This window comes from Streptomyces sp. NBC_00435 (genome assembly GCF_036014235.1).
GTDB lineage: Bacteria > Actinomycetota > Actinomycetes > Streptomycetales > Streptomycetaceae > Streptomyces.
Genome location: NZ_CP107924.1, coordinates 7,425,378 through 7,450,138, shown reverse-complemented (window position 1 = coordinate 7,450,138; position 24,761 = coordinate 7,425,378). Strand labels below are relative to the sequence as shown.

Genomic DNA, 24,761 nt, shown 5'->3' with positions numbered 1-24,761 from the left:
GCCTCCGCCACAGCGATTTGTGCCGCCTCTCCGGCCCCTCACCCCCTCATCCCCCCACTACAGACTTCCCCATGTTCCGCTATCACTCCTCATACGCACCTCATAAGGGTAGGATTCGGTCCTATGAGTAATGAAGGACGTGAGCTGTACACGGTCGGCGAGGTCGCCGATCTGCTCGGACTGCACGTGCGCACCGTCCGGAACTACGTCCGTGAGGGCCGGCTGAAGGCCGTCCGCATCGGCAAGCAGTACCGGATCAGCCGGGAGGACTTCGAGGCCCTGACCAGCCACCCCGCTCCGGCAACCGGGGAGGCGCCCGCGGTCGGCGAGGCACGGGGGCCGCACCTGGAGGTGTCGAGCATCGTGCAGATCGACGCGATCGGCCCCGACGCGGCGAGCAGGCTCGCGAACCTCGTCACGGCGACCGCGCAGTCGCCGCGGGACTCCCCGGCCGCCCTGCGCGTCCAGACCGTCTACGACAAGGAGCGGGCCCGTATGAAGATCGTGATCCTCGGCGACGCCGCCACCACCGCCGATCTGCTGCAGCTGGTCGACGGTGTGCTCGGCCCGGACAACGGCATGGGGACGGTGGACCGTGGCTGACCTCCTCGTGGAGCACCACGGCGTACCGGTCCTGCTCTGTTCCGCCGACGGTCCGCCCGTCGCCAGCGCGCAGGACGCGCTCGACCAGCTGATCGGCGCGGCCTTCTACCGGACCGATGTGGTCGCCGTGCCGGAGGCACGGCTGGACGGGGCCTTCTTCGACCTCAGTACCGGTCTCGCCGGGGCGATCATGCAGAAGTTCGTGAACTACCGGGTCAGGCTGGTGGTCCTGGGCGACCTCACGCACCGGCTGCGGGCCGGCTCGGCCCTCGCCGACCTGGTACGGGAATCGAACGAGGGCCGCCACATCTGGTTCCTGCCCGACGTCGACGCCCTGGCCGCCCGCCTCGCCCCGGCCGCCGATCACGCCCCCGCCCCGAGCCCGGTGGCACCGGATTCCACGTCCCCTGATTCAATCGCCGAATAAGTGTTATCGGAGTCCCTCTCGACGGTCTCCCAGGTATTGGGCATCATCGGCCGCCGGTACGGACAGGGATTTTCACATGAGCACTCAGCACACGGCAGCGCTGGTCGCAGCGGCCCGCGCGGGCGACGCGCGCGCGCAGGACGACCTGGTCGGCGCGTACCTGCCGCTCGTCTACAACATCGTCGGCCGGGCCCTGAACGGGTCCGTCGACGTGGACGACGTGGTCCAGGACACGATGCTGCGGGCGCTCGACGGGCTGGGCGGCCTGCGCGACGACCACAGCTTCCGGTCCTGGCTGGTCGCCATCGCCATGAACCGCGTACGCGCCCACTGGCAGGCCCGCCTCAGCGCTCACGGCGAGAGCGGGCTGGAGGCCGCCTGGGAGCTGGCCGATCCGGGCGCCGACTTCGTGGATCTGACCGTCGTACGGCTCCACCTGGAGGGCCAGCGGCGCGAGACGGCCCGCGCCACGCGCTGGCTGGAACCCGACGACCGGGCACTGCTGTCCCTGTGGTGGCTGGAGTGCGCCGGGGAGTTGACGCGTCCGGAGCTGGCGCAGGCGCTGGAGCTGTCCCCGCAGCACACCGCGGTACGGGTGCAGCGCATGAAGGCGCAGTTGGAGGCGGCCCGGGTGGTGGAGCGTGCGCTGGCCGTCCAGCCCCCGTGCGAGGACCTGCGGTCGGTGGCGGCGAGCTGGGACGGGCTGCCTTCCGCGCTGTGGCGCAAGCGAATAGCCCGGCACGCCCGTGAGTGCCTGCGGTGCTCCGGGCTGTGGAACGGCCTGGTCCCGGCCGAGGGGCTGCTGGCCGGGCTGGCTCTGGTGCCCGTCTCGGTGGCACTGGTCGCAGGCGTACGGGCGGCCCTGGCGGGCGGCTTCGCCTCCCCGGGCATGACCACCGCCGCGTCGGCGTTCGACGCGGGCCCGGCCGCCGGCCCCGCCGCGGGCTCCGACCCCGGGGGCGACACGGGCTTCGGCCCCGCCAGCGACGCGGGCTCCGGGGGCGACGTGCTCGATGCCCATGACACCATCACCCAGCTCGCCCCGGGGGCGGATCCCGGCGCCGGCCGCGCCTCGCTGCGCAAGCTCCGCCGCACCCGCGGCCGGCGCCGGGTGATCGGCGGCGCGGTGCTCGCCGCCTGTGTCGCGGGAGGCGGGCTGACCTACCTCGCCACGCGGCCCGGCGCGGTCTCCCCCGAAGTGCCGCCGGCCACGCTGGCGGCGCCCGGGGCGGGAGCGTCACTGCCCCCGGAGTCGCCCTCGCCCACCCCGAGCCCCTCGATGTCCGCCTCCCCGAGCAGCAGCCCGAGCGGGAGCGCGAGCCCGAGTCCCACCCCGACCCCCTCGGCCACTCCGAAGCCGAGCCCGAAGTCCACCCCGCCGAAGGACCCCGCTCCCGCCCCGCAGGGCGGCGGGGCCGCCGCCCAGGTGATAGCGCTGGTCAACTCCGAGCGCGCGGCGGCCGGCTGCGGGCCGCTCAAGGAGGACGCGCAGCTGCGTACGGCCGCGCAGGGCCACTCGGACGACATGGCGCGGCGGGACTTCTTCGCGCACACCAATCCGGACGGCGCGGACCCGGGCAAGCGGACGACCGCGGCCGGGTACCGCTGGTCCACGTACGGGGAGAACATCGCCAGGGGCCAGCAGACCCCCGCCCAGGTCATGGACACCTGGATGAAGAGCCAGGGACACCGCGAGAACATCCTCAACTGTGCCTTCAAGGACATCGGCGTGGGCATCCACCAAGGCCCCGGCGGCCCGTGGTGGACGCAGAACTTCGGTGCCCGGATGTAGCCCTCCCCTCCGGACCCGACCGGGGACCGCCCCGAATCGCCCGAACCCGCTCAGCCGATCTCCCCCTCGTGATTCAAAACCGGGGCAAGATAGTGGCTGGAAGCGAACGGGCAGTTCACGGGGGAGGTGGTCCGCATGGTCAGGCAGAAACTCCGTCCGCACCAGCGTGAGGCCGTCGACGCCGCGGTGCGGGCGCTGGAGCTGCCCGCCGGACGCCGCGTCCCGCAGTCGGGACTCCGCACTCAGGTCATCATGGCGACCGGCTCCGGCAAGTCGCTGGTGGCCGTGCACACGGCCGAGGAGCTGCGCGCCGGACGGGTCCTGGTGCTGGTGCCCTCCCTCGACCTCCTGGTGCAGACCGCGGCGGCCTGGCGCGAGGGCGGCCGGACCGGCCGCGCCTTCGCGGTGTGCTCGCTGCGCGGCGAGGACGCCGGCGTGCCGACCACCACCGACCCGGCCGAACTGGCCGGCTGGGCGGGCCCGCCCGTCGACCGGGTGACGGTGTACGCCACGTACGCCTCGCTCGGCCTGGGCACCATCGAACGCGCGCACCGCGAGGGGCTGCCCGGCTGGGACCTGATCGTGGTCGACGAGGCGCACCGGACCTCCGGCCGGATCGGCAAGCCCTGGGCGGTGGTGCACGACAACACCCGGATCCCCTCGGTCCGCCGGCTGTACATGACGGCCACCCCCCGGGTCTGGCAGGACGGCGAGTACACCGAGGGCCCCGAGGGTGCAGAAGGCACCGAAGGCGCGGAGGACACCGAGGGCACGGACGGCACCGAGGACTCCGAAGGCGCCGACCGTCAGCGGGAGGGTCGTGGCCGGGGCGACCTCGTGGCCTCCATGGAGGACGACGCCGACGGGCCGTTCGGCGCGCGCTGCTACACCCTGACCCTCTCCGAGGCCATCGACCGGGGCATCTGCGCCCCGTACCGGGTGGTCTGCGTGGACGTCAGCGATCCGGAGTTCCAGGCGGCCGTACTGCTCGGGCCGGAGGGACGCTCCGACGCGGTGCGCGGGGTGCGTCTCGCGGCGCTCCAGACGGCGCTGGTGACGGCGGCCGTGCGGCAGGGGTTCCGGCGCACGCTCGTCTTCCACCACCTGACCAAGGAGGCCGAGGCCTTCGCGGCCGGGCTGCCCGCGGTGGCCGCGCGGCTGCGCGCCACGAGTTGGGCCCCCCGGCCGGTGTACCCGCGCACCGTCTGGGCGGACTGGCTGTGCGGCCAGCACACGGCGGCGCACCGGCGGCGGGTGCTGGGCGCCTTCTCCGACGACCGGGTCGCGGACAAAGCCTTCCTCGGCAGCGTCCGGGTGTTGGGCGAGGGCGTGGACACCAAGGAGTGCGACTCGGTCTTCTGGGCCGACGTACGGGGCTCCATGCCCGACCTGGTCCAGGCCGTCGGCCGGGCGCTGCGCATCCGGCCCGGGGAGGGCAAGGTCGCCTCCCTGGTGGTGCCGGTGCTGCTGGGGCCCGACGAGTCCCCTGAGACAATGCTGACCTCACGGGCGTACGGGGACCTCGCGCGGCTCCTGGAGGCGCTCCGGGCCCACGACACCCGGCTCGTCGAGTCCCTGGCACAGCCTCAGGCACCGAGCCGGCGCGGGGCACCGGGTGCGGGCGCGGTGGAGAGCGTGAGCGGCCCCGGGCTGCGCGACGGGGCGCAGTCCCTGCTGAGCTTCTCCACACCGCGCGACCCGGCGCTGCTGGCGGCCTTCATCCGGCTCCGGGTCCTGCACCCGGAGCACGAGCACTGGCGGCGCGGCGTGGAGGCGGCCCGGGTCTACGCCAGGGCCGTCGGGGACCTGAAGGTGCCGTTCGCGTTCAAGGTGCCCGTAGGCCCGGACGCCGGCACGACGGCGACACAGGGGGGAACCGGGCGGACCGGGGAAACCGGGCAGCCAGGACAAACCGGGGAACCCGGTCAGGCCGCCGACGCCGGGCACGCATCCGGGACGGGCGAAGCCGGACAGGAGTGGCCATCGGGGCTGGCCCGGTTCCCGCTCGGCCAGTGGATCGCGGACGTGCGGCGCACGTACCGCCGTGGCGCGCTGGGCCGGGAGCGGGTGGCCCAGCTCGACGAACTGGGCATGGTGTGGAGCCACTTCGACGTGGCCTTCGAGGAGGGGCTGGCGGCGGCGAGCGGCTGGGCGGCCGAGCACGGCCACCTGCTGCCGCCGGTGGACGCCACCTGGCGCGGCGCCCCGGTCGGGGTGTGGGTCAAGAACCAGCGCGCGGCGGCCCGCCGCGAGGGCCCCGGCGCCCTGTCCGAAGAGCGCCGGGAGGCGCTGGAGGCCGTGGACGCGTCCTGGTGTCCGGGCTGGGAGATCTCCTGGCAGCGGGCCTTCCACCTGACACGGGTCCACCTGGACGCCGGCGGCCGGCTCCCGGCCCGCCCCGGGGAGGCCGTCGTCCAGGGCGAGGACCTCGGTGTGTGGCTGCGGGGCCAGCGCGTCGGCTGGGAGCGGCTCTCCTGGGCACAGCGCTGGCTGCTGGAGCACGCCCTCGGGGTGAAGCCGCCCGGGGAGGCGGACCGGCCGAAGCCCCGGGTGGGGCACGCCGCCGCGTGGGCGGCGCACCTGGAGGCGGCCCGGCAGTTCCGCGACCGCGAGCGGCATCTGCGGGTGCCCCGTACGCACGTGGAGCGGGTGGGCGACCGGGAACTGCGCCTCGGCGCCTGGATCGCCAACCAGCGCTCCCGCGCCGCGTCCCTCACCCCGGAGCGGACGGCCGCGCTGACGGAACTGGGGATGCGCTGGCCGGCCTCCTGACCGTTCCGTGCCCTTGGGCCGCCGGGACGCCCGAGTCCCGGCGGCCCGGCGGACCTGCGGTCCTGCGGTCCGTTTCAGTGGTGGAAGCCGGACCGGGGCGCGCTGTCGGTCACGGGCTGCGGATGCGCGGCCAGGTGTTCCACGGACCGGCGCAGGTCGGTGACGAGCAGCGCGATCTGGTCCCGGGTCACCCCGTGCCGGATCAGGACGCGCTGGATGACCGTGTCCTCGCGGTCGGCCGGCAGCGGGTACGAGGGCACCTGCCAGCCGCGCATGCGCAGCCGGTCCGAGAGGTCGTACAGGCTGAACCCGGCGCCCTCCGGGTCGGTGAGCCGGTAGGAGACGGCGGGCAGCGCCCCCTGGCCGTCGTAGAGGAGGGTGAAGGGGCCCATCTTCTCGATCTCGCGGGCCAGGTACTGGGCGGTGTCGGCGCAGGCCTGCTGGACCCGGCGGTAGCCGCCCCTGCCCAGGCGCAGGAACAAGTAGTACTGGGCGATGATCTCGCCGCCGGGGCGGGAGAAGTTGAGCGCGAAGGTGGGCATGTCCCCGCCGAGGTAGTCCACGGAGAAGACGAGGTCGGCGGGGAGCAGGTCCGCGGTGCGCCAGACGATCCACCCGACGCCGAGCGGGGCGAGCCCGTACTTGTGCCCGGAGGTGTTGACGGAGGCCACGCGCGGCAGCCGGAAGTCCCAGACCACGTCGGGATGGAGGAAGGGCGCGACGAAGCCGCCGCTCGCGGCGTCGACGTGGATGGGCACGTCCCAGCCGTGCTCGGCCTGGATCCGGTCGAGCTCGGCGGCGATCTCGGCGACCGGCTCGTAGACGCAGGTGTAGGTGACGCCGAGGATGGCCACGACGCCGATGGTGTTCTCGTCGACGTGCGCGGCGAGCTGTTCGGGGCGCAGTCCGTTGGCGCCCGGCTCCATGGGGACCTGGCGGAGCTCGACGTCGAAGTAGCGGGCGAACTTCTCCCAGCAGATCTGGACCGGCCCGCACACCAGGTTCGGCCTGTCGGTGGGCAGTCCGGCCGCGCGGCGGCGTTCGCGCCAGCGCCACTTGAGGGCGAGACCGCCGAGCATGGCGGCCTCGCTGGATCCGGTGGTGGAGCAACCGGTGCCGGTGGCGCCGGCCGGGGCGTTCCACAGGTCGGCCAGGATGTTCACGCAGCGGGCCTCGATCTCGGCCGTCTGCGGGTACTCGTCCTTGTCGATCATGTTCTTGTCGAGGCACTCGTTCATCAGCCGGTGGACCCCGTCGTCCGACCAGGTGGTGCAGAAGGTGGCCAGGTTCTGGGCGGCGTTGCCGTCGAGGAGCAGCTCGTTGTGGAGGAGCTCGTAGACCACCTCGGAGGGCGAGTGGTCCTCCGGCATCCGGTTCTTGGGGAGGACCTCGCCGCTGAGGGTGGACGCGAACACGTCCGTCTCGGCGTCGCGGGCGCGGGCGTCCTTCGTCTCATGGAGAGCCATATCGGGACTATATGGGACAGATCACACTGAAGTCGGCTTTAGAATTCTTAAGGGGCGGTTCGACCGGGCTCGGGCCGGACGTCGCTGCGGCTTCAGGCCGACTCGACAGTGTGACCCCCTCCATAGCCTCGCCACATGACCGCAGCATTTCTTGTTCATTAAGCTTTTTTGCAAAGGTTTTCCCGTTCGGCCCCCCGGAGCCGGCCCGGACGGGAAGATCATCTAAGTAGTTCGACGGGCAACTTATCCTTGGATGTCCGGATACAGGTCCCCTACTCCTCGGGCCCTGATACCTCTCGGCCCATGAACAAGCTCACCCGCCGTCAAGCCTTGGGCACGGCTGCCGGCGCACTCGCCGCCCTCGGCCTCGCAGGCGCCACCGCGCACGCGGCCGTCACCGGATCCCGCTCCGACTCACCCGCCAACCCCGCGGGCACCATCGAAGAGGTCTACCAGGGCCGCCGCATACGGATAATCCCCGCCGCCACAGGCGGAGACCACCACGGCGACCACCATGGCGGCCACCACGCCGGCCACGACTCCGCCGCCCTGCCGACCGTCCTCATCGACGGCCGCGAACTGCACGTCATGCGCAACGCCGACGGCACCTGGATCAGCGTGGTCAACCACTACGAGACCTTCGCCGATCCCCTCCCGCTCGCCCGCGCGGCCGTCCGCGAACTCCAGGGCGCCGACCTCGTCCCGATGGCTGGTATGTGATGACCGTTCGCAAGAACCAGGCCAAGCTCACCGCCGAGGAGAAGCGCGCCTTCGTCGCGGCGCTCCACGAACTCAAGCGCACCGGCCGTTACGACCGCTTCGTCACCACCCACAACGGCTTCATCATGGCCGACACCGACGCGGGCGACCGGGTCGGCCACCGCTCCCCCTCCTTCCTGCCCTGGCACCGCAGGTTTCTGCTGGAGTTCGAGGCGGCGCTGCAGTCGGTGGATCCGAAGGTGGCCCTGCCTTACTGGGACTGGACGGCGGACCGGACCGCCCGCTCCTCCCTCTGGGCCGCGGACTTCCTCGGAGGCACGGGACGGGCCCGCGACGGCCAGGTCATCGACGGGCCGTTCGCCTACTCGGCGGGCAAGTGGGAGATAACCGTACGGGTCGACGGGCGCAACTACCTGCGCCGCGACCTCGGCACCGGCGTGGCCCAGCTGCCGACCAGGGCCGAGGTGGACGCGGTCCTCGCGATGCCGGTGTACGACGCGGCGCCCTGGAACAGTGCGTCCGGCGGCTTCCGCAACAACCTGGAGGGCTGGCGCGGGGCCAACCTGCACAACCGGATCCACGTCTGGGTGGGCGGCCAGATGGCCACCGGGGTCTCGCCCAACGACCCCGTGTTCTGGATGCACCACGCCTTCGTCGACAAGCTGTGGGCCGACTGGCAGGCGCTGCACCCGCAGTCGCCGTACCTGCCCGCCGCCGGCACCCCGAACGTCGTGGACCTCCACGACACCATGCGGCCGTGGAACAACGTGACGCCGGCGGACATGCTGGACCACCGGAAGTTCTACACCTTCGACACCGAGCCGGCGCTGGCCGGGGCCGGCACCAGCCAGCGGTAGTTCAGTTCGGGGCGGCCGACCTGGCCGTACCGGGGGGTGCGGTCCGCGCGGCCGGTGTCCACCAGGTGCTCCAGGTACCGGCGGGCGGTGATCCGCGAGATCCCGGCCACCTCGGCCGTCCCGGCTGCGGTCAGCCCCTCGGGGGCCGACCGCAGCAGCGCGGCGACCCGGTCCAGGGTCGACGCGCCGATCCCCTTGGGGAGTTTGGACGCAGGGGGTGGGCGCAGGGCCGCCATGGCCCGGTCCACGTCGTCCTGGCCGGCCGCCTCTCCCGCCGCCTTCGCACGGAACTCGGCGTAGCGCAGCAGCCGTTCGCGCAGCGTGGGGAAGGCGAAGGGCTTCAGTACGTACTGCACGACCCCGAGCGCGACGCTCGCGCGGACGACCCCCAGATCCCGTGCCGAGGTCACCACGATCACGTCGGCCGGGTGCCCGGCGGCCCGCAGGCCGCGCGCGAAGCGCAGCCCGTGGCCGTCGGGCAGAGTCAGGTCGAGCAGCAGCAGGTCGATCCGGGTCCGCTCCAGGACCCGAGTGGCCTCCGCCAGGGAGTTGACGGCCGCCACGGCGGTGAAACCGGACACGCGCCCGACGTACAGCGCGTGCGCGTCGGCGGCCACCTGGTCGTCCTCGACCACCAGGACCCGCACCTCGGACGCGCTCATTCGCTCGCCTCCCTGCTCGCGGGCAGCCATACGGTGAACCGCGCTCCTCCTCCGGACAGTTGCTCGGCGTCCGCGCTGCCGCCGTGCCGGTGTGCCACCTGCCGCACGAGCGCGAGGCCCAGGCCCCGTCCCTCACCCTTGCCCGACCAGCCGCGCCGGAACACGTCCGCGCCCTCCGGGAGTCCGGGCCCGTTGTCGGCCACCCGCAGCAGTAGACCGCGCCCTTGGGGCCCGGCCGGGCCGTCGGGGCGGACGGTGACCTGGACGCGGCCGCCGGGGACACCGCTGAGCGCGTCGACAGCGTTGTCGACGAGGTTGCCGAGGACGGTGACGAGGTCCCGGGCGGGCGGGCCACCGAGCCCGGCGTCGATGGACCCGCTGTCCGGAGTCACCACCAGTTCGACGCCCCGTTCGTGGGCCTGCGCGGCCTTGCCGAGCAGCAGGGCGACGAGCACCGGCTCACCGACGGCGGTGATCACCTCGTCGGTCAGGGCCTGGGCGAGGGAGAGTTCGGCGGTGGCGAAGTCCACCGCCTCCTCGCTGCGGCCGAGTTCGATGAGGGAGACCACGGTGTGCAGCCGGTTGGCCGCCTCGTGGGCCTGCGCGCGCAGTGCCTGGGTGAATCCCCGCTCCTGGTCCAGTTCCCCGGTCAGGGAGAGCAGTTCGGTGCGGTCGCGCAGGGTGATCACGGTCCCCCGGCGACCGCCGCCCGCGACGGGCGTGCTGTTGAGCACGAGCACCCGGTCGGCGGTCAGGTGGACCTCGTCGACGCGGGGCCGGTCGGCGAGCAGCGCCCCGGTGAGCGGGGCGGGCAGGCCGAGCTCGGCGACTCCGGTGCCCTTGATCTCCCCGCGCAGGCCCAGGAGTTCGCGGCCAGCGTCGTTGACGAGGGTGATCCTGCGTCGGCCGTCGAGCATCAGCAGTCCTTCGCGGACCCCGTGCAGGGCCGCCTGGTGGTAGTCGTACATCCGGCTCAGTTCGGCGGCGTTCATCCCGTGCGTGTGGCGGCGCAGCCGAGCGTTGACGATGTACGTGCCCGCGCCGCCGAGTACGAGGGCCCCGCCGGCCACCCAGACGAGTACGGAGAGCTGGGCGGCAAGCCGGGCGCTGACCGCGCGGACGGTGATGCCTGCGGCCACCATGCCGACGACACGGCCGTCGTCGACGAGCGGGGTGACCACCCGGATGGAGGGACCGAGGGTGCCGGTGTAGGTCTCGCTGAAGGTCTCCCCCCGCAGCGCGGGGGCGGTGTTGCCGAGGAAGGACTCACCGATGCGCAGCGGGTCGGGGTGGGTCCAGCGCCGCCCGTCCGGATCCATGATCGTCACGAAGTCCACGCCCGCGTCGATCCGGACCCGCTCCGCGTAGGCCTGCAGGGCCTCGGAGGGGCCGCCGGACGGATCACCCCCGCGCTCCGCCCCACCTGCCGTCCCGGTCGCCGTCCTGCGCGCCGCCTCCCGCACCGCGTCCCGTACCGACGGTGAGTCGGCGACCGCGCGGGCCACCGCTCCGGCCTGGCGTCGGGCGGCCTCCTCCGCCTGGTCGCGGGCGGTGGCACAGGCGAAGACGGCACATCCGGCGACGACCACGGCGACCAGCACCACCTGCATGGCGAAGAGCTGGCCGGCGAGGCTGCGCGGCGGCCGGAGGAAGCGGAACATGGCGCTCAGTGTGCACCCCGGCGTGAACTCAATGAACGCAAGGGTGACCGGGGTCACAGTTGCGGGCGATGGTCTCCCGGGACGCCTTCACCACCGGGAGGCGAGCGAGTGCATCACCAGGAGGCATCGTGGCCGCCAGGCCCGACAGGACGCATTATCTGTACATCGCCGTGATCGGCGCGGTGCTGCTCGGCATCGCCGTCGGATTCGCCGCACCCGGCACGGCCGTGGAGCTCAAGCCACTGGGCACCGGGTTCGTCAACCTCATCAAGATGATGATCTCGCCGGTGATCTTCTGCACGATCGTGCTGGGCATCGGCTCGGTCCGCAAGGCCGCCAAGGTCGGCGCGGTGGGCGGGCTGGCACTCGGCTACTTCATGGTGATGTCCACGGTGGCGCTGGCCATCGGACTACTGGTCGGCAACCTGCTGGAGCCGGGCAGCGGACTGCACCTGACCGAGGCGGCCCGACACGCGGGCGAGGCGCAGGCCAAGGCGGGCGGCGCGCAGAGCACGCCCGAGTTCCTGCTGGGGATCATCCCCACCACGCTCGTGTCGGCCTTCACCGGGGGTGAGGTGCTGCAGACCCTGCTGGTGGCGCTGCTGTGCGGGTTCGCCCTGCAGGCGTTGGGCACGGCGGGCGAGCCGGTGCTGCGCGGGGTCGGGTACGTGCAGAAGCTGGTGTTCCGCGTGCTCGCGATGATCATGTGGGTGGCTCCGGTGGGCGCGTTCGGCGCGATCGCGGCGGTGGTCGGGGCGACCGGGATGGACGCGCTGAAGTCCCTGGCGGTCATCATGATCGGCTTCTACACGACCTGCCTGCTCTTCGTCTTCGTGGTCCTGGGCACGCTGCTGCGGGTGTGTACGGGGATCAGCGTCTTCGCCCTGCTGCGCTACCTGGGCCGGGAGTTCCTGCTGATCCTGTCCACCTCCTCCTCCGAGTCCGCGCTGCCCCGGCTGATCGCCAAGATGGAACACGTCGGGGTCTCGCGGCCGGTGGTCGGCATCACGGTCCCCACTGGCTACTCCTTCAACCTGGACGGGACCGCGATCTACCTGACGATGTCCTCGCTCTTCGTCGCGGAGGCGATGGGCAAACCCCTCGCCCTGGGCGAGCAGGTCTCGCTGCTGCTGTTCATGATCGTGGCCTCGAAGGGCGCGGCCGGGGTGACGGGCGCGGGACTGGCCACCCTCGCGGGAGGACTCCAGTCGCACCGGCCGGAACTGGTCGACGGCGTCGGCCTGATCGTGGGCATCGACCGGTTCATGAGCGAGGCGCGGGCGATGACGAACTTCGCGGGCAACGCGGTCGCCACCGTGCTGATCGGGACCTGGACGAAGGAGTTCGACCGGGCGCGGGCCACCGAAGTCCTCGCGGGACGACTTCCGTTCGACGAGACCACACTCACCGACGAGGGGCCCCGGGAGGCCACCGTCGTGCCCGTCCAGCCGGACGGCACCAAGGACGGCGTACCCGCCTAGCGTGTACGCCCCGCGGACCGGCCGGCCAGGGCTCGCCCCCACGGTGCCCAGTCCGGCCGGTCCCGACACCTCGACCTGACGTCGATTTCCAGCCAAGATCATGTGAACTGTCGTGCGGTAAAAGGTACTTCCATATCGGGGCAGGATTCTGACATCTTGCGTCCACCACTCGTTTCGTACGGCCCTGTAGGTGCCACCCGCACCGCGGGGCCGTCTTCGGAGGACGCATTGATACCCCACATATCCAGCCGACCTCGACGTACCCTCGTGCTGGCGGCCGCCCTCGGCGCCCTGGCCTTCGGCGCTCCGGCCGCGCTCGCCGGCACCGCGCCCGTCTCCCCGGCCGGTACCCCGGTCACCTCCGCACCCGCCAAGGCCCTGGCCGCGGCGCCGACTTCCCAGAGTGCGACCTGGGCTGCCGGCACCCGCGCCTACCTGGTGATCACCGCCGCCGGTGACAGCTCGGCGGTCCGCTCCGCCGTCACGGCCAACGGCGGCACGGTCTTCTCGTACTTCGACTCCATCGGCGTGATCGTCGCCCACTCGACCTCCTCGACCTTCGCCGCCACCATGCGCGGGGTCAGCGGAGTCCAGAAGGTCGGCGCGACGCGCACCTCGGACGTCCCGGCCGACGCCTACAATCCGGCGCTGCCCGCCAACCCGGCGCAGACGACGACCCCGGCGGGCGAGCCCGTACGCGTCGACATGAGCCAGATCAAGGCCGACCAGGCCTGGGCCGTGAGTACCGGATCGGCCTCCGTCAAGGTCGGCATCCTGGACACCGGTGTGGACGACCAGCACCAGGACCTGGCGCCGAACTTCAACGCCGCCGACTCCGCCTCCTGCGCCTACGGCAAGCCGGACACCCGGGTCGGCGCCTGGCGCGACGTGGACACCCACGGCACGCACGTGGCGGGCACCGTCGCCGCCGCCAAGAACGGCAAGGGCGTCGTCGGCGTGGCCCCGGGCGTGAAGATCTCCTCGGTCCGCGTGGCCGAGCCCGGCAACTCGTTCTTCTTCGCCGAGAACACCATCTGTGCCTTCGTCTGGTCCGGCGACCACGGGTTCAAGGTCACCAACAACAGCTACTACACGGACCCGTGGCAGTTCAACTGCCCGGACAACATCGACCAGGCCGCCATCATCGAGGGCGTCAAGCGCGCCCAGGAGTACGCGGAGAGCAAGGGCTCGCTCCAGGTCGCCGCGGCGGGCAACGAGAACTACGACCTCGCCCACAAGACCACGGACACCGCGAGCCCCAACGACTCCACCCCGACCACCCGCACCATCACCAACGCCTGCCTCGACATCCCGACCGAGCTCCCGGGCGTGGTCACGGTCGCGGCCAACGGCACCGGAGTCACCAAGGCCTCGTTCTCCAACTTCGGCCAGGGCGTCATCGACGTCGCGGCGCCGGGCAGCAACGTGTACTCCACCGCTCCGGGCGGCGGGTACAGCACCAAGAGCGGCACCTCGATGGCCACCCCGCACGTCGTGGGCGTCGCGGCGCTCATCGCCAGCGCCAACCCGTCCTTCACCCCGGCGCAGATCCGCACCGCGCTGGCCACCCAGGCCAACGACACCGCCTGCCCGTCGGACAGCCGCTGCACCGGGACCACGGCCAACAACGGGTTCTTCGGCGAGGGCCAGGTCGACGCGCTGAAGGCGATCGGCGGCACGACCACGCCGCCCACCGGCAAGTACTTCGAGAACCTCACCGACTTCGCGGTCAACGACAACGCGACCGTGGACAGCACGATCACCGTCAGCGGGGTGACCGGCAACGCGCCGGCCACCCTCAAGGTGGGCGTGGACATCAAGCACACCTACATCGGTGACCTCAAGGTCGACCTGGTGGCCCCGGACGGCTCGGTCTACACCCTGAGCAACCGGGCCGGCGGCAGCACGGACAACATCATCCAGACCTTCACCGTCAACGCCTCCTCCGAGGTCGCCAACGGCGTCTGGACCCTCCGTGTGAACGACAACGCCAACGCGGACACCGGCAAGATCGACGCCTGGAACCTGACCTTCTAACCGGTCGGGCGGGCCGTCCCTCCGCCGGATCAACGGTGCAGGACGTCCGCCAGCCAGTCGAAGACGACGTCGCAGTGCTGTTGCGGGGCCATCGGGGAGCAGTGCAACTGCGCCCCGGTGGCCCCCGTCAGTTTCACGTACTCGCGCCGCGAGCGGAGCAGGTCGTACATCTGCTTCGGCTGGCCGGGGTAGAACTGCTCGAAGTCGTAGTCCAGGACGAGCGTCGGGGCCTTGATCTTCGGGACGACGGCGGTGACGTCGAGACCGATGGCCAGCTGGGCCGGGGTCCACAGGTCGGTGAAGACCCGTCCGGCGCGGGCCTCCCGCAGCGCCTCCGTCGAGAAGATCTCGAACCGCTTCTTCACGGTGTGGGCGAGCTGCGGGGTGAGCTCGGGGACGACCTCCTCGTTCCACACCCGGTTGGTCTCCGCCTTGTCGGCGGTGACCACGTCGCGGAGCTCCTTGTCGAAGCCGAGCCACGGGCTGACGCAGCCGGGCTGGCAGACCAGGGCCGCGATGCGGGGTTCGAACGCGGCGGCGCGCGCCACGAGGTTGCCGCCCATGCTGAGGCCGGTGAGCGCGATCCGCGAGCTGTCCACGTCCTCGCGCCGGTCCAGCCAGTCGATCAGCGGGCCGACCACCTCCTCCCAGCGGGGCGTGAAGGACAGTTCCTGGACGAAGAGCGGCTCGCCCTGGCCCGGACCGTCGTAGACCAGGGCGTTCCAGCCCCGGTCGAGGGCGGCGGACACCCCGTACGTCCACATGTCGACGTTCTGGCCGTCGCTGCCGTTGGTGAGGATGACCGTGGGGCGGGGTTCGGACGGGCCGTGGCCCTCGGGACGGAAGAACCAGACCGGCAGCTGGGTCCTGCCGTACGGGACCTTCGCGCGGACGGCGGCCGGGGAGCAGAGCCGGGTGAAGGTGTCCCAGGCGCGCCGACCTTCGAGGTAGACCTCCTTCTCGTCCCCCGGCCGGTCGGTACCGAGGACGTAGAACAGGGCCTGCGCGTAGTACTGCGCGGCCCGCAGCGAGCGGAACCTGCGGGTCTGCGAGGGGACCGAGCCGCCGTGGCGGCCGGCGGCCGGGGGCGCGGCGAGGCGGTCTCCCCAGGCGCGGAAGGTGTCGGTGAAGGTCTGCGCGGACAGCCCGGCGGCATTGATCGCGTTGACGGCGGTGAGGACCTCGCCGACCTCGGAGGCGCGCATGCCGGCGGCCCCCAGGGCGAAGAGGCCGGCGAAGTTGAAGCCCGGGTCGGCGAAGAGCGTCATGGCTCCCGGCGAGGGATCGGGGGCCGCGGCCCGGGGAGACGCCGGCGCGGGCGCCGGGAGGGCGGCGGCGGGCAGAGCGGCGGCGGGCGGGGCCCCCGCTCCGACGGCCAGGGAGCCGGCCCCGGCGGCCAGCCCGGTCAGGGCGGCTCGGCGGGAGATCCCGGACGCGCCGGGGAGCGCGGGGTCGGCGGGGCGGGCGGGGTGTGCGGGTGCCGGGGCGCCGGCTCGCTCGTGCGTCATGGCAGGGAACGTAGGAGCGCCTGCGGTTCGGCGCCGTCCGCCACACCCCTCGTTGGTCCGAACGGCCCTACCCGGTCCGCAGCACGCAGTCCCCGCAGAGGCCGCCGCCCGGCACCTTGTAGTACAGGCAGCAGCTGCGGCGGACGAAGGCCACTCCGAGCCCGGGTTCGTGGACGAAGGTGCCCGTACCTCCGAGCGGACCGCCGTCGGCGAGCAGTTCGGCGGCGAGGGAGGCAGCCGCGTCCCCCGGCACCCGGTCGGTGAGCACCCGGACGGCTCCGACCAGCCCGGAGGCGGTGTTGCCGCGCAGCACCCGCGGGGAGACGCCGAACCGCTCGCGCAGCGCCGCGTCGAGCACCGCGAGGTTGCCGAGCACGGTGTCCGCCAGGGCCCGCGCGGGTGTCGCACCGGGCAGTTCGGCGGGCTCGGGCAGCCACAGCTCCAGTGACCCGGCGCCGGGCAGCCGCCAGTGCAGGCGGTCGGGTCCGAGATCCGGGACCCGCCCGGACAGCACGGCGCAGCCGAGCGCGAGCGACCAGAGCCGCCCGGCGATCCCGAACTGCGCGGTCGAGGCGGCCACCCGCCCCGGCCCGCTCCCGATCCGCCGCCCGACCTCGCCCACGTAGGGCCCCAGCCGCTCCCCGTACAGCTCGCCGAGCGGCCGGAAGCCGGGCCCGGGCGGCTCCTTCCCGCAGGCAGCGGTGAAGAACGGTCCGACGGAACCCAGCTGCCGCAGTACGCCGTCCATCCCGGGTTCCGTATCCATCCGCCGATGATCTCACCGCGCCGGACGGCGACTGCCCACCGGTAGGGGCAGCCGCCGTACCGGGGCGCGGGCGCCCGGGCCGTCAGGCCTGGACGGTCTGGGTGAACGCCGCGACCTCGAAGTCGGACATGTCGAGGCCGCCCTGCTTGGTGTCGTCGTTGGCGAAGACGAACGACTCGATCGGGACGTTCCGCTCGTCGCTGAGCTGGGCGACCAGCTCCTGGAGGACCACCGTCTCCAGGACCACCCGGACCGCGTCCGCGACCCGGGGCAGGCGGACGACCGACAGGCTGTCCGCGGGCTCCACCTCGGCCGCCGTGATCAGCAGCGTGAGGTGACCGGCGCCCGCCAGCGAGCGGGCCAGCTCGATCTCGCGGCCGTCGCCGTGGACGATGTGGAGGGTGTTGCCCGCCGACTCCATCTCGCCGTGCAGGTAGTTCCGGGTCGCCGAGGCGGCCGCGGTCATCCGTACCACCTCGCGCAGCAGCAGCGCGCCCTCCTCGGCGGAGGCCCGGGAGGCCCCGGCCGCCACGCCGTCGGAGGCGATGCAGCGGGCGCCGCGCTCCCGCAGACCGGCGATGATCGCGGTGGCCTGCTGGTGGACCGCGGTGGTCTGCTCCGCGATCCCGCCCCACGGGTCGCCGTCACGGCCGGCGACGGCGCCGGCGATCAGGTCGAGGGCGACGACGGTGCCGGTGTAGCCGATGGTCGAGGCGTACGAGTCGGGCTCGTTGCCGAGGTCCACGGTGAGGTCGGCGAGGTCGCCGAGCGGCGAGGGGACCACGTTGAGCAGCGCGGTCCTCGTGATGCCGGGGGCGGCGCACTCGAAGGCGGCGATGGTCTCGGAGCTGCGGCCGCCCTGGGAGACGGCGATCAGGCAGTCGGTGTCGAAGCCGGCGGTGCCGGTCTCGATCTCGCTGGACAGGACGCGCTGAGTGACGATCCCGGCCTCGCGCAGCTGCTGCACGGGGACGGCGAGGGCGGCGTACGAGGCGCCGATGCCGGTGAAGAGGGGGCGCTCGGCGGCGAGCAGCCCGGCGAGCTCCGGGGAGGCGAGCTGGGTGCGTACGCGGTCGGCGATCCGGGCGAGGGCGGCGCCCTGGTCGGCCTGGCCCTCGAGGAACGTGATGCGGGATCCGGACATGGTGGGGGTCCTTAGAAGTCTGGGGAAGTCTGTGGGTCGCGGCGGGCTCAGGCGGAGGCGTCGGCCTTGGCGCCCGGCTGGGACTCCTCGTCGCGTTCGCGGCCCGGGGTCGGGAGGTCGAACCTCACGATCGCCCAGCGGAAGAGCACGTAGTAGATGGCGGCGAAGGCCAGGCCGATGGGTATGAGCAGCCAGGGCTTGGTGGCGATGCCGAAGTTCACGATGTAGTCGATGGCGCCGGAGGAGAAGCCGAAGCCGTCACGGATGCCGAGGGCGTAGCAGACGGCCATCGAGACGCCGAAGAGGAAGGCGTGGATCGCGTAGAGGACCGGGGCCACGAACATGAAGGCGAACTCGATGGGCTCGGTCACGCCGGTGACGAAGGAGGTCAGGGCGACGGAGATCATCATGCCCTTGACCATGGCCCGGTTCTCGGGGCGGGCGGTGTGCGCGATGGCCATGGCGGCCGCCGGGAGCGCGAACATGTAGATCGGGAAGCCGCCGGTCATGAACTGGCCCGCGGTCGGGTCCCCGGCCTGGAAGCGGAAGATGTCCCCGTGGACCGTCTCGCCGGTGGCCGGGTTGACGAAGGAGCCGGCCTCGAACCAGGGGAAGAACGAGAAGAAGTGGTGCATCCCGATCGGGATCAGGGCCCGGACGACCAGACCGAAGAGGCCCGCGCCCCAGGCACCGGTGCCGACGAGCCACTCACCGAAGTGGAAGAACCAGTTGCCGACGGTGGGCCAGACCACTCCGAATACCACGCCCATGCCGACACCGGCGAAGGCACTCAGGATGGGCACGAGCCGGCGGCCGCCGAAGAAGCCCAGCCACTCGGGCAGCTTGGTACGGCTGTAACGCTGGTAGAGGAGGGCCACGACGAGGCCCATGACGATGCCGCCGAGCACCTTGGCGTCCAGCCTCTCGCCGTCGGCGCCGGCCGGGAAGGCCTCGCTGGCCAGTACGGCCTTGAAGACGAGGTAGCCGACCACCGCGGCCAGACCGGTGGAGCCGTCGGCCTTCTTGGCGAAACCGACGGCCACGCCGACCGCGAAGAGCAGCGGCAGGTTCTCGAAGACGGTGTTTCCGGCGGCGGCCAGCACCATCGCGAGCTTCTGCACGATCAGCGGGAAGTTCTCACGACCCAGCAGGTCGTGGCCGCCGAGCCGGGTCAGCAGGGCGGCTGCCGGGAGCGTGGCCACGGGCAGCATCAGGCTGCGGCCGATGCGCTGCATGACCGGCATGATCCGGCCCGGCTTCCTTCCGGCGGCCGGTGCGGTGGCCGGGACTGTGGCCGTACTCATCGCAGGTACTCCTCGTCGAGCGGGGTGGTGGGGACGACTCGAAGGTAACTAGTGGTTTTGGATTGGTCAACGGTGGTCTTCTGTGGTCTTACAGAAAATATCAAGATGGGGGCTTAGGTCCCCCCATCCCGAGGTCGTAAGCCAAAACAAAGTGGTACCAAGTGGTATGGTCTTCCCCATGACCGACGACGCCGCCGCCTCCCCCACCGCCCGCGCCGCCGACCCCCTGTGGTCCCAGGCCGCGGAGCGGATCCGCGAGGAGATCGCCCGCCGCGGCCTGTCCGCGGGCAGCAAGCTGCCGCCGGAGCGCGAGCTCTGCACCCGGCTGGACGTCTCCCGGGTCACGCTGCGCCGCGCCCTCGGTCACCTCGTCGAACAGGGCCTGGTCACCGCGTCCCACGGACGCGGCTGGTTCGTCGCGGCCCCCGTGGCACCCGCGCCCGCCCGCGAGTGGCCCAAGGACCTGGAGTCGTTCACCGCCACCGCACGGCGCAAGCACATGCGCGCCAGCTCCGTCGTCCTGCGCCACGACACGGTGACGGCCTCACTCGACGACGCGGACCGCCTCGACGTGCCCGCCGGCACCCCGCTGCTGCTCCTGGAGCGGGTCCGGCTGCTCAACGACGTCCGGATCGCCCTCGACCGGACCCTGGTCGTCGTCGACCTCGCACCCGACCTCGCACGCACCGACTTCCGCGAGACGTCCCTCTTCGAGGAACTGCGGCGCTGGGGCGTCGAGCCCGACCGCGCCGAGGCGACCATCGAGGCGCGCAACGCCGACGCCGGGCTCGCCGGGCACCTGGGCATCGCCGAGGGCGCGCCCGTACTCGTCCTCGACCAGACCGTGTACACCCGTGACCAACGGCCCCTGCTGCTGTCCACGGTGGAGTACAGCGGGGACCGCTACCGGCTGCGCACCACCCTGCAGACAGACTGACACCGGCCCACCGGCGCCCGGTAGCCCCGTTCGGCACCCGTCCGGGCGCCGAAGGACCGCTCCAGCGCCCCTGAAGGCCCCCGGAGAACCCGCCGAAGGCCCCGGTCAGGTGGGCGTCGGCCCCTCCCGGCCTTCCAGGACCTCCAAGTAGTGCGGGTTGCGCATGATGCCGAGGACGTTGCCGAAGGGGTCGACCACCGAGGACGTGACGAAGCCCTGGCCGCGCTCGGTCAGCGGCTCGTACTCCTTGGCGCCCAGGTCCAGCAGCCGCTGCCGGGTGGCCGGTACGTCGTCGACGTGCCAGTACGCGACCACCCCGGACGGGGTGCCGATGACAGCTCCGGGGGGCGCGAAGGAAGCGTCGATGATGCCGAGCTCGGCCTGGTAGTCGCCGATGCGGAACTCCGCGTACCCCGGCCGCTCGAAGTACGGCTCGATGCCCAGCAGATCGGTGTACCAGCGCTTGGCGGCCTCCAGGTCATGTGCCCAGAAGCTGATGGTGGCGAGACCTCGCAGCATGGGGAGCCGTCCTTCCTCGGGCCGCGCCCGGGGGCGCGGCGGGGGCACTGCCGACGCCTACGACCGTACGACGGCCTGCGCGGCTGCGCCGCCGGTCCGGGAGACCCCGCCGGCCCGGCGCACGGCCGGCCCCATCGCGTACGAGGCGGCCAGCAGGAGCGCTCCGAGGAACAGCCAGCCGGGGATCCCCCAGAGCAGCAGCAGTGAGGTCAGCACCAGCGGGCCCAGGGTCCGGGCCACGGGCACCCCCGTGCCGAAGAACCCCTGGTACTGGCCCATCCGCTCGGCGGGCGCCAGCTCGAAGCCGATCTGCCAGGAGCCCGCGGACTGGCGCATCTCCGCGTCCACCTGGAGCACGGCCCCCGCTACGAGCAGCGCCGCGGCCGCCCACCCCGCCCGGGGCAGCGCCGAGACGGCGAACACCACGCACGACGCGGCCATCACCAGCCCGGAGACCCGTACCGCCCGGCGGGCGCTGTCCAGGTCGGTGACCGGGCGGGCCGTGCGCACCTGGAAGAGCATCACCGCCACCGTGTTGAGGACGAACAGCGCCGACACCAGCCAGCCCGGGGCCTGTGTGCGCTCCACGATCCACAGCGGGATCGCGAGGCTCAGCAGCGGCATTCGCAGCAGCAGGATCGCGTTGAGCAGCGTGACCAGCGCGTACGGGCGGTCCCGGAGCACGGCCAGGCGCGGCTCCCCCGCCATCCGGTCCGCGGTGGGGGCCACCGCCGGCAGTCGCAGCAGCACGGCGGCGCAGAGCAGGAAGGCCACGGCGTCCAGGGCGAAGACGGAGAGGTAGGCCCGTTCGGTGCCGATGCCGAGCGCGAGCCCGCCGAGGGCCGCGCCGACCGCGAGGCCGCCGTTGAGGACGGCCTGGAGGTGGGCCAGCACCCCGGTCCGTTCCCCGGGAGGGACCAGGCCCGCGAGGAGGGCCTGGCGGGCGGCGGCCAGCCCGCACTGGGCGGTGGCGTAGACGACCACGGAGGCCAGGAAGGCCCAGAAGGAGCGGATCAGGAGGAAGGAGCAGACGGACGCCGCCGTGGCCACGGCCAGCACCACGGAGGTGCCGCGCGGACCCCGCCGGTCGGCCAGGGCCCCGAGCGGGACGCCGGCGACCGAGCCGATCGCCCAGGCGACGGTGAGGCCCAGGCCGATCTGGGCGGGCGAGAGCCCCACCACCCGGGTGAAGTACAGCGCCGAGCACACGTAATAGGCTCCGTCGCCGACGGAGTTGCTCAGCTGGGCGGCGGCCAGTCGGCGGGGCGCTCCGGGCGGGGGCAGGATCCGTATCGTCACCGGAACATTGGACCAGCCGAATGGCCCATTCCGCCGCTCCCGTGCCCCTTGGGTTTTCGGGGCCACTTCCCGGCCGGTCAGAGGGCGGCGAGGAACCCGAGCAGGGCCTCGTTGAACGCCTCCGGCTGCTCCACGCCCGGCAGGTGCCCGGCCCGTTCCACGACCGCGAGCACCGAATGCGGCACCAGCGCGTGCAGGGACTCGGCCTCGGCCACCGGGGTGTAGACGTCGTCCCGCCCGACCACGATCAGGCAGGGCACCTCCGGCGGCAGCGCCGCGAGCACCGGGGCGTAGTCGGGCCGCTCGGCCCGCCCGCGCAGCGCGGCGGCCGCGCCCTCGGGGTCGGTCGCGTACATCATCGCGGTCACCTTCGCCGCGGTCCGCGGCATCCCGGTCACGTTGTACGGCGCGAGCATCTTGTCGATGACCTCGTCGGTGTAGGGCTTCATGCCCTCCGCGAGGAGCCGTTCGGCGAGGGCACGGCGGAAGGCCTTGCCCTCCGGCGTTTCCGGCGGCGAGGAGGTGTCGCAGAGCACGAGGGCCCGCACCCGGCCCGGGTGGCGCAGCCGCATCTCCATGGCGATCTGGCCGCCCATGGACACACCGCCGACGACCGCCTGTTCGACGCCCAGACGGTCGAGCAGAGCGGCCAGGTCATCGGCGAAGTCCGCGAGCAGCGTCTTGCCCGGCAGCACCGGGCTCCGCCCGTATCCCCGCAGGTCAGGGGTGATCACACGGTAACCGGCAGCTATCAGTTCCGCCGTCTGGGGGGCCCACATCGTGTGGTTGAACGGATGTCCGTGGATCAGGATTACGGGGGCTCCTTCGCGGGGACCCAAGTCCTCGAAAAAGAGTGTCGCGCCATTGCCGATTAGGGGGTTCATGAGAGGACTCTAAGGGGCTACATTGAGCCACTCGCGTTCACCTGACAGCCCGTTGCCTTTCACCCGTGTTTTGCACGGGGGGCGACGTCAGGGACGCAGACTGTGCAACCACCCCACCGCCCAGAAGGACCGAAGGCTCCGTGCCCGTACCCGTACTCCTCGCCGGCCGCTCCGTGCGGCTCGAGCCCCTCGCCCCCCACCACACCGAGGCCTTGGCCATGGCCGGGGCCGAGGATCGTACGACTTACGCCTTCACTCCCGTACCCCACGGCGTGCAGGCGTCCCACGAGTACATCGACCGTGCCCTCGCCGATCAGGCAGCGGGTCGATCGCTCCCGTTCGCGGTGGTCAGAGCCACCGACGGCCGGGTGGTCGGTTCGACCCGGTTCCTGGAACTGGACTACTGGCAGGGGCCGCTGGTGTGGCCCGCCGTGCCGGGAGTCCCGTTCGGCGATCCGGCGACGGCGATCCCCGATGCCGCCGAGATCGGCAATACCTGGCTGTCCCCGGCAGCCCAGGGGACCGGCATCAATACCGAGGCGAAGCTGCTCATGCTCCGCCATGCCTTCGAGACCTGGGGCGTCCGGCGCATCTCGCTGCGTGCGGACGCCCGCAACGGACGTTCGCGCGCCGCGATGGAACGGCTCGGGTTCACCAGCGAGGGGGTCCGTCGGGCCCATTCGCGGGGCCTGGACGGGGCGGTCCGCAGTACGGCCTTCTATTCGATCCTCGACGAGGAGTGGCCGACCGTGCGGTCGGTCATCGAGCTCAGACTCTCGGCGGCCGCGCAGCGCAAGCGCCGCCGCAAGACGCTCATCCCGGCGTAACGGTCCTGCTGCCCGGACGGCCCTCTCCCCTCCTTCCCGGTGTCAGCCGAGGAAGGCAGGGGCGAGGGCCGACGTCATCAGCCGGGCCGGGGCGCCGGTACCGTCGGCGGGCAGGGAGTAGAGGTCGGCGCCGAAGTCCCCGGGCAGCGAGTAGACGACCGTCTTCTCGTCGGTCCACACCACCTGGTCGTCGACGCTGCGTTCCTCGGCGAGCGGGGTCTCGGCCATCGAGGCCAGATCCAGGACGTACAGCCGCCACGGCGCGTCCGGCGACAGGCCGGGCACCCGCTTCTTGAACACCAGCCGCTTCCCGTCGGGCGACAGCGACGGGCACTCCAGGTTCTCGCGCAGCGTGGTCACCGTGCGCGCGGCCAGGTCGCCGCGGACCAGGTAGGTCTGGCCGCCGGTCGCGAGCGTCGCGTAGAACCCCTGTTCGTCGGGGGTGAAGGTGACCCCCCAGAAGTTGACGTCCGCGTTGCGGTACGGCTTGCCGCCCTTGTGGATCGTGAAGTCTTCCAGCGAGGCGTCGTACTTCCCGCTGCGCAGGTCCAGCAGTGAGGTCCGGGTCGAGAAGTTCGTACCGGCGTACGAGTCCCCGCCCACGAACACCGTCCAGGCGACCAGGTGACCGCCGGGCGAGACCCTCGCCCGGGTCGGGATGCCGGCCAGCGGGCGGCTGGTGACCTCCTTCAGTCCGGCGTCGAGGACCACCGCCTTGTAACTGTCCTGCACCCCGCCCTTGTCGGCGCGGAGGCAGATGCCGGTCCCGGCGGCGGAATGGAACCGCAGGCAGCTGACCCCGGAGGCGGTCCGCGGGCCTTCGGGCGCATCGGCCGCCGCGGTGGCGAGCTCGTCGCGGTGCGGACCCCAGGCCATGTTCCGGAACACGATCCGCCGGCCGCCGTCGCCCGGGGTGAGGGACACCTCTCCCCGAGTGATCGGCGGCCCGCCGGCCTGGACCCGGTTCTTCTCCTCGGCGCGCGAGGAGGCCCGTACGACGGCGAGCGCGCCGACGGCGGCGAGCAGGACGACGGCGGACACGAGGATCAGGATCCGGCGCTGGAGGGGCATGTGTGGGGGCCTTTCTGGATCTGC

The 24,761-nt window shown here is 72.4% G+C and carries 21 protein-coding genes; 10 read left to right on the top strand and 11 right to left on the bottom strand.

What is annotated here, in order from left to right:
* Positions 1-123 precede the first annotated feature (123 nt).
* The 4 genes from OG389_RS33595 (at position 124) to OG389_RS33580 (ending at position 5,594) form a co-directional block, all read left to right on the top strand.
* Entirely contained in the window at positions 124-603 is a 480-nt protein-coding gene (locus OG389_RS33595; protein WP_328302673.1) for a helix-turn-helix domain-containing protein, read from the top strand.
* Complete coding sequence (locus tag OG389_RS33590; RefSeq protein WP_328302671.1) at positions 596-1,030, top strand: DUF4180 domain-containing protein; 435 nt, start codon at positions 596-598, stop codon at positions 1,028-1,030. The genes OG389_RS33595 and OG389_RS33590 overlap by 8 nt, the downstream gene beginning before the upstream one ends.
* 76 nt (positions 1,031-1,106) lie before the next feature.
* Positions 1,107-2,822, top strand: coding sequence for a sigma-70 family RNA polymerase sigma factor (locus tag OG389_RS33585; RefSeq protein WP_328302669.1), 1,716 nt, complete (start codon positions 1,107-1,109; stop codon positions 2,820-2,822).
* 135 nt (positions 2,823-2,957) lie between these two features.
* Complete coding sequence (locus tag OG389_RS33580) at positions 2,958-5,594, top strand: DEAD/DEAH box helicase (protein ID WP_328302667.1); 2,637 nt, start codon at positions 2,958-2,960, stop codon at positions 5,592-5,594.
* 74 nt (positions 5,595-5,668) lie between these two features.
* On the opposite strand, the gene OG389_RS33575 is transcribed toward OG389_RS33580, so the two are convergent.
* On the bottom strand, positions 5,669-7,060 hold the full coding sequence (locus tag OG389_RS33575; RefSeq protein WP_328302665.1) for a glutamate decarboxylase: 1,392 nt from the start codon (positions 7,058-7,060) through the stop codon (positions 5,669-5,671).
* A 303-nt stretch (positions 7,061-7,363) separates the two neighbouring features.
* Between OG389_RS33575 and melC1 the strand changes: the two genes are divergently transcribed.
* Together melC1 and melC2 are read left to right on the top strand one after the other, a co-directional pair.
* Positions 7,364-7,780 carry an apotyrosinase chaperone MelC1 gene (gene melC1, locus OG389_RS33570; protein ID WP_328302663.1) on the top strand — a complete coding sequence of 139 codons (417 nt, stop codon included), beginning with the start codon at positions 7,364-7,366 and terminating at the stop codon, positions 7,778-7,780.
* Positions 7,780-8,637, top strand: a complete 858-nt coding sequence (melC2, locus tag OG389_RS33565) for a tyrosinase MelC2 (protein ID WP_328302661.1) — start codon at positions 7,780-7,782, stop codon at positions 8,635-8,637. Before melC1 ends, melC2 begins: the two co-directional genes overlap by 1 nt.
* Here the strand turns inward: melC2 and OG389_RS33560 are convergent.
* Both OG389_RS33560 and OG389_RS33555 read right to left on the bottom strand, forming a co-directional pair.
* Positions 8,583-9,299, bottom strand: a complete 717-nt coding sequence (locus OG389_RS33560) for a response regulator (RefSeq protein ID WP_328302659.1) — start codon at positions 9,297-9,299, stop codon at positions 8,583-8,585. The genes melC2 and OG389_RS33560 overlap by 55 nt on opposite strands.
* Positions 9,296-10,960 carry a sensor histidine kinase gene (locus OG389_RS33555; protein ID WP_328302657.1) on the bottom strand — a complete coding sequence of 555 codons (1,665 nt, stop codon included), beginning with the start codon at positions 10,958-10,960 and terminating at the stop codon, positions 9,296-9,298. Before OG389_RS33555 ends, OG389_RS33560 begins: the two co-directional genes overlap by 4 nt.
* A gap of 128 nt (positions 10,961-11,088) precedes the next feature.
* On the opposite strand from OG389_RS33555, the gene OG389_RS33550 reads away from it, so the two are divergent.
* Together OG389_RS33550 and OG389_RS33545 are read left to right on the top strand one after the other, a co-directional pair.
* Positions 11,089-12,441, top strand: a complete 1,353-nt coding sequence (locus tag OG389_RS33550) for a cation:dicarboxylate symporter family transporter (protein WP_328302655.1) — start codon at positions 11,089-11,091, stop codon at positions 12,439-12,441.
* 267 nt (positions 12,442-12,708) lie between these two features.
* Complete coding sequence (locus OG389_RS33545; RefSeq protein WP_328302653.1) at positions 12,709-14,478, top strand: S8 family serine peptidase; 1,770 nt, start codon at positions 12,709-12,711, stop codon at positions 14,476-14,478.
* A 29-nt stretch (positions 14,479-14,507) separates the two neighbouring features.
* Here the strand turns inward: OG389_RS33545 and OG389_RS33540 are convergent, their stop codons facing one another.
* From OG389_RS33540 to OG389_RS33525, 4 genes are all read right to left on the bottom strand, one after another.
* Positions 14,508-15,986, bottom strand: coding sequence for an alpha/beta hydrolase family protein (locus OG389_RS33540; protein WP_328302651.1), 1,479 nt, complete (start codon positions 15,984-15,986; stop codon positions 14,508-14,510).
* Between the two features lie 67 nt (positions 15,987-16,053).
* Positions 16,054-16,752: a (2Fe-2S)-binding protein gene (locus tag OG389_RS33535; RefSeq protein WP_328302649.1), complete on the bottom strand. Its 699-nt coding sequence runs from the start codon at positions 16,750-16,752 to the stop codon at positions 16,054-16,056.
* A gap of 82 nt (positions 16,753-16,834) precedes the next feature.
* The gene (locus OG389_RS33530) at positions 16,835-17,896 is read right to left on the bottom strand and encodes an SIS domain-containing protein (protein WP_328302647.1); all 1,062 of its coding nucleotides are present in this window, start codon (positions 17,894-17,896) and stop codon (positions 16,835-16,837) included.
* Positions 17,897-17,943: 47 nt separating this feature from the next.
* Complete coding sequence (locus OG389_RS33525) at positions 17,944-19,200, bottom strand: PTS transporter subunit EIIC (RefSeq protein WP_328302645.1); 1,257 nt, start codon at positions 19,198-19,200, stop codon at positions 17,944-17,946.
* Between the two features lie 178 nt (positions 19,201-19,378).
* Between OG389_RS33525 and OG389_RS33520 the strand changes: the two genes are divergently transcribed.
* Positions 19,379-20,137: a GntR family transcriptional regulator gene (locus OG389_RS33520; RefSeq protein ID WP_328302643.1), complete on the top strand. Its 759-nt coding sequence runs from the start codon at positions 19,379-19,381 to the stop codon at positions 20,135-20,137.
* A 105-nt stretch (positions 20,138-20,242) separates the two neighbouring features.
* Here the strand turns inward: OG389_RS33520 and OG389_RS33515 are convergent, their stop codons facing one another.
* The 3 genes from OG389_RS33515 to OG389_RS33505 all read right to left on the bottom strand — a co-directional run bounded on the left by OG389_RS33515 (position 20,243) and on the right by OG389_RS33505 (position 22,839).
* Complete coding sequence (locus tag OG389_RS33515; protein WP_328302641.1) at positions 20,243-20,656, bottom strand: VOC family protein; 414 nt, start codon at positions 20,654-20,656, stop codon at positions 20,243-20,245.
* 57 nt (positions 20,657-20,713) lie between these two features.
* Complete coding sequence (locus tag OG389_RS33510; protein WP_328302639.1) at positions 20,714-21,955, bottom strand: MFS transporter; 1,242 nt, start codon at positions 21,953-21,955, stop codon at positions 20,714-20,716.
* Between the two features lie 77 nt (positions 21,956-22,032).
* Positions 22,033-22,839: an alpha/beta fold hydrolase gene (locus tag OG389_RS33505; RefSeq protein ID WP_328302637.1), complete on the bottom strand. Its 807-nt coding sequence runs from the start codon at positions 22,837-22,839 to the stop codon at positions 22,033-22,035.
* A gap of 140 nt (positions 22,840-22,979) precedes the next feature.
* On the opposite strand from OG389_RS33505, the gene OG389_RS33500 reads away from it, so the two are divergent.
* Entirely contained in the window at positions 22,980-23,666 is a 687-nt protein-coding gene (locus tag OG389_RS33500) for a GNAT family N-acetyltransferase (protein ID WP_328302635.1), read from the top strand.
* 42 nt (positions 23,667-23,708) lie between these two features.
* Here OG389_RS33500 and OG389_RS33495 read toward each other — a convergent pair whose 3' ends face one another.
* On the bottom strand, positions 23,709-24,737 hold the full coding sequence (locus OG389_RS33495) for a hypothetical protein (RefSeq protein ID WP_328302634.1): 1,029 nt from the start codon (positions 24,735-24,737) through the stop codon (positions 23,709-23,711).
* Between the last annotated feature and the right edge of the window lie 24 nt (positions 24,738-24,761).

Excerpts from the sequence above, each read along its gene's own strand:
- OG389_RS33595 (WP_328302673.1), top strand. The coding sequence starts at position 124 with ATGAGTAATGAAGGACGTGAGCTGTACACGGTCGGCGAGGTCGCCGAT.
- OG389_RS33585 (WP_328302669.1), top strand. The coding sequence starts at position 1,107 with ATGAGCACTCAGCACACGGCAGCGCTGGTCGCAGCGGCCCGCGCGGGC.
- OG389_RS33580 (WP_328302667.1), top strand. The coding sequence starts at position 2,958 with ATGGTCAGGCAGAAACTCCGTCCGCACCAGCGTGAGGCCGTCGACGCC.
- OG389_RS33575 (WP_328302665.1), bottom strand. The coding sequence starts at position 7,060 with ATGGCTCTCCATGAGACGAAGGACGCCCGCGCCCGCGACGCCGAGACG.
- melC1 (WP_328302663.1), top strand. The coding sequence starts at position 7,364 with ATGAACAAGCTCACCCGCCGTCAAGCCTTGGGCACGGCTGCCGGCGCA.
- melC2 (WP_328302661.1), top strand. The coding sequence starts at position 7,780 with ATGACCGTTCGCAAGAACCAGGCCAAGCTCACCGCCGAGGAGAAGCGC.
- OG389_RS33560 (WP_328302659.1), bottom strand. The coding sequence starts at position 9,299 with ATGAGCGCGTCCGAGGTGCGGGTCCTGGTGGTCGAGGACGACCAGGTG.
- OG389_RS33555 (WP_328302657.1), bottom strand. The coding sequence starts at position 10,960 with ATGTTCCGCTTCCTCCGGCCGCCGCGCAGCCTCGCCGGCCAGCTCTTC.
- OG389_RS33540 (WP_328302651.1), bottom strand. The coding sequence starts at position 15,986 with ATGACGCACGAGCGAGCCGGCGCCCCGGCACCCGCACACCCCGCCCGC.
- OG389_RS33535 (WP_328302649.1), bottom strand. The coding sequence starts at position 16,752 with ATGGATACGGAACCCGGGATGGACGGCGTACTGCGGCAGCTGGGTTCC.
- OG389_RS33530 (WP_328302647.1), bottom strand. The coding sequence starts at position 17,896 with ATGTCCGGATCCCGCATCACGTTCCTCGAGGGCCAGGCCGACCAGGGC.
- OG389_RS33525 (WP_328302645.1), bottom strand. The coding sequence starts at position 19,200 with ATGAGTACGGCCACAGTCCCGGCCACCGCACCGGCCGCCGGAAGGAAG.
- OG389_RS33520 (WP_328302643.1), top strand. The coding sequence starts at position 19,379 with ATGACCGACGACGCCGCCGCCTCCCCCACCGCCCGCGCCGCCGACCCC.
- OG389_RS33515 (WP_328302641.1), bottom strand. The coding sequence starts at position 20,656 with ATGCTGCGAGGTCTCGCCACCATCAGCTTCTGGGCACATGACCTGGAG.
- OG389_RS33505 (WP_328302637.1), bottom strand. The coding sequence starts at position 22,839 with ATGAACCCCCTAATCGGCAATGGCGCGACACTCTTTTTCGAGGACTTG.
- OG389_RS33495 (WP_328302634.1), bottom strand. The coding sequence starts at position 24,737 with ATGCCCCTCCAGCGCCGGATCCTGATCCTCGTGTCCGCCGTCGTCCTG.